Raw genomic sequence first — 3,124 nt, 5'->3', positions numbered from 1 at the left:
CCCGCCCCGGCGGCGCTGCCCGCGCCGCAGGACACCGGCCGGGCACCGCTCGTCCGTCGGGTGCCGCCCGGGCAGCCGGTCCGCCGGAACCCGGACGCCCGTGCGCCCGCACCGCCCGCCGTACCCGAACCACCCGTCGTACCCGCTCCACCCGTCGTACCCGCTCCACCCGCACCACCCGCTCCAGCGGAAGGAACTGATTCATGACCACGTCGATGCAGTCGTCCGGGGACCTCAACTGGCTCCTGGACGACCTGGTGGGGCGCGTCGCGGCCCTCCGGCACGCGGTGATCCTCTCCAACGACGGCCTGGCCACCGGTGCCTCCCGCGACCTCGACCGCGAGGACGCCGAGCACCTGGCCGCCGTTGCCGCCGGGTTCCACAGCCTCGCGAAGGGCGCCGGCGGGCACTTCAAGGTCGGCGGCGTCCGGCAGACCATGGTGGAGCTGGACGAGGCCTTCCTGTTCATCACGGCCGCCGGCGACGGCAGCTGCCTGGCCGTCCTGAGCGAGGCCGAGGCGGACATCGGCCAGATCGCGTACGAGATGGCTCTGCTGGTCAAGCGGGTCGGCGAGCACATGGCCGCCGAGCCGCGCACCGAAACCGCCCCGCCGGTGAGATGAGCGGTCCGATGGCGGATCCGAAGGCGGATGTGCCGGACGGCCCGGAGACGCCGGACGGCCCCCAGGTGCCGGTGGGCACGGCCGGGCCGTCCGGCCTCGACGGCTCGGACGGTTCGGACCGCCCGGAGGCGTCGGTGGAGGACGAGCGCGCGGACCCGGACGGGCCCGAGGTCGACCTGTTCCGGCCGCGAACCCCGGTCGACGACCGCTGGTTCGACGACGAGGCCGGCCCGGTGGTGCGGCTCTACTCGATGACCCGCGGCCGCACCCGGCCGGTCGAGGAGGGGCTGTTCGACCTGATCTCGCTGATCACCGCCGTCGATCCCGGGCCGGTCGCCGGGGCCGTGCCCGCCCACGTCCTCGACCCGGAGCACCAGACGCTGCTCACCCTGTGCCGCCGCGAGCCGCTCTCCGTCGCCGAGCTCGGCTCCTTCACCGACCTGCCGGTCAGCGTGGTGCGGGTGCTGCTCGGCGACCTCTACGACGCCGATCTGATCAGCGTCACCCGACCCGTTCCGCTCGCCGAGCTGCCGGACGAGCGCCTGCTGCGAGACGTGATCAATGGACTCCGTGCGCTCTGACCCCCACCCCCGCCCGGACGGCACCGGGCCGCACCGGGACGCCGCCGCGCCCCACCCGGCGAACGCCAACGACCCGCGCTGGCGCGGCGGTCCGGCCGTCGCGGTGAAGATCCTGGTCGCGGGCGGCTTCGGCGCGGGCAAGACCACCCTGGTCGGCTCGGTCAGCGAGATCCGGCCGCTGCGCACCGAGGAGGAACTCAGCGAACTGGGCCGCCCGGTGGACGACACGTCGGGGGTGGAGGCGAAGCGCACCACCACCGTCGCGATGGACTTCGGCCGGATCGACCTGCGGCCGGGCCTCGCGCTCTACCTGTTCGGCACGCCCGGGCAGGACCGGTTCTGGTTCGTCTGGGACGAGCTGGCCCGCGGTGCGCTCGGCGCCCTGGTGCTCGCGGACACCCGGCGACTGGCCGACTGCTTCCCGTCGGTCGACTTCTTCGAGCAGCGCGGCATCCCGTTCGTGGTCGCGGTGAACTGCTTCGAGGGCACCGAGCGGTTCGCGCCGGACGAGGTCCGCGAGGCGCTCGACCTCGATCCGGACATCCCGGTGCTGCTCTGCGACGCGCGGCTGCGGCAGGACGGCAAGGACCTGCTCGTCGCGCTGGTCGAGCACGCCGCCGCCCGTCGGCACCGCCGCACCCCGGTCGGCGCCTGAGCACGGTTCGGCTTCGGTTCGGATCCGGCCCGATGCCGTCCGGCCGTGGCCGGTCGGGAACGGGCAAGGCCGGGGCCGAGGCCGGGACGCGGCCGGATGACAACCGCGACGCCGGTCGGACGGCGTTTGTGCGACGGCTCGGCAGGTGAGCGCGCCGACCTGCCCGTTCCGGCCGATGTCTCATTCGGCCGTCCGCATCCCGGACGATCGCTGCGCCGAAGGTTGCCTAGAGCGGCCCGGCCGTGGAAGGCTCTGTGGACGAAGGCCGCCCGGCCATGCCGTCGGGAGCGCCGGAAACGCCACGTTCACACGGGCGTTGCGACCGGCGGACGGCCTTCGGCGGACCGGCGAGGCATCGTCGGCGGGCACCGGCAGCGGTGCGCCGCCGTGTGGAGAACGAGGGGGAGGGCAGCAGGGTGAGCGTCGGCCGACGACACATCATCACCGCGATGCCCGGCTCCCCGGTGCCCGGTGTCCTCATGCCCGGCGCTGCCGTGCCCGGTGCCGCCGATCCGGCGCTCACCGTCCGCCGCCACATCGACCACGCGCTGATCTGCAGCGCGTGTTGTCGCTGACCGGCCTGACCTTCCCGGTACGTCCTCCGGCACTTCCGGCCCACCCGGCCCACCGCCCGACGCACCGCCGAAACCCGTCGACCAGGCCGTAGCGGACCGCCTGTCCGGCGTGCCCGCGGCCGACCAACCGGACCCGCCCAGCGGAGAGACCACCAGTGAACATCGTCTGCCCCAGCACCGCCCCCGGCATCACCGGCCGTACCCGAACGACCTGGACGGCCCCCGCGATGCGCGCGGGCGGACGGACCGGACGGTGGAACCGGTGCGGGAGCCGCGCCGTGGACAGCCGGCGGGATCGCCTCGACCTCGAACCGTTCTGGCCGTCCCGGCAGCCGCACCTGTTCGATCAGACGTGTCCCGGCTCGCCCAGCGCGTCCCGGCCCTCCGCCCGCTGACCCGGTCCGGTCCGGTCCAGCCCAGGCAGTACGCCCGGTCGACGCGCAGACGACTCCACCCCGTCCGTCACGCGCGAAATGAGCGGCACACCATGTCTTCTTCTTCCACGGCCACCCTTCCCCTGCCCGTCGCGACCCCGCACCTGCGCGCGGTCCGCTCCGTCCCGCCGGTCTCCTCTGTCCCCGCCACCGTGCCGGTCGGTCCCGGCGCGTCCGGGGCCGCGGGACCGTCCGTCCCCCCGGTGTCGGTGTCGGACCGATGGCCCCGGGCGGCGGCCCGTCCGCCGCACGCCGG

The 3,124-nt window shown here is 74.7% G+C and carries 5 protein-coding genes; all 5 read left to right on the top strand.

Annotated features, from left to right (window positions below; all coding sequences use genetic code 11):
- Positions 1–203 precede the first annotated feature (203 nt).
- Positions 204–623 (top strand): roadblock/LC7 domain-containing protein, encoded by a 420-nt coding sequence (locus KS423_RS42175; RefSeq protein WP_049652175.1) that lies wholly within the window; start codon positions 204–206, stop codon positions 621–623.
- An 8-nt stretch (positions 624–631) separates the two neighbouring features.
- Entirely contained in the window at positions 632–1,204 is a 573-nt protein-coding gene (locus KS423_RS48285; protein ID WP_308020317.1) for a DUF742 domain-containing protein, read from the top strand.
- The gene (locus tag KS423_RS42165; protein ID WP_374120154.1) at positions 1,185–1,859 is read left to right on the top strand and encodes an ATP/GTP-binding protein; all 675 of its coding nucleotides are present in this window, start codon (positions 1,185–1,187) and stop codon (positions 1,857–1,859) included. Before KS423_RS48285 ends, KS423_RS42165 begins: the two co-directional genes overlap by 20 nt.
- A gap of 389 nt (positions 1,860–2,248) precedes the next feature.
- On the top strand, positions 2,249–2,434 hold the full coding sequence (locus KS423_RS42160; protein WP_224285003.1) for a hypothetical protein: 186 nt from the start codon (positions 2,249–2,251) through the stop codon (positions 2,432–2,434).
- Positions 2,435–2,921: 487 nt separating this feature from the next.
- A partial coding sequence (locus tag KS423_RS42155) for a hypothetical protein (protein WP_224285002.1) occupies positions 2,922–3,124 on the top strand: 203 nt, incomplete at its 3' end.

The sequence above is a fragment of the Streptomyces sp. LS1784 genome (genome assembly GCF_020103755.1).
GTDB lineage: Bacteria > Actinomycetota > Actinomycetes > Streptomycetales > Streptomycetaceae > Kitasatospora.
This window is presented reverse-complemented; position numbering and strand designations above follow the sequence as displayed.

What these genes read in the sequence shown, in the direction of transcription:
- KS423_RS42175 (WP_049652175.1), top strand. Translation starts at nt 204, where the DNA reads ATGACCACGTCGATGCAGTCGTCCGGGGACCTCAACTGGCTCCTGGAC.
- KS423_RS48285 (WP_308020317.1), top strand. Translation starts at nt 632, where the DNA reads ATGGCGGATCCGAAGGCGGATGTGCCGGACGGCCCGGAGACGCCGGAC.
- KS423_RS42165 (WP_374120154.1), top strand. Translation starts at nt 1,185, where the DNA reads ATGGACTCCGTGCGCTCTGACCCCCACCCCCGCCCGGACGGCACCGGG.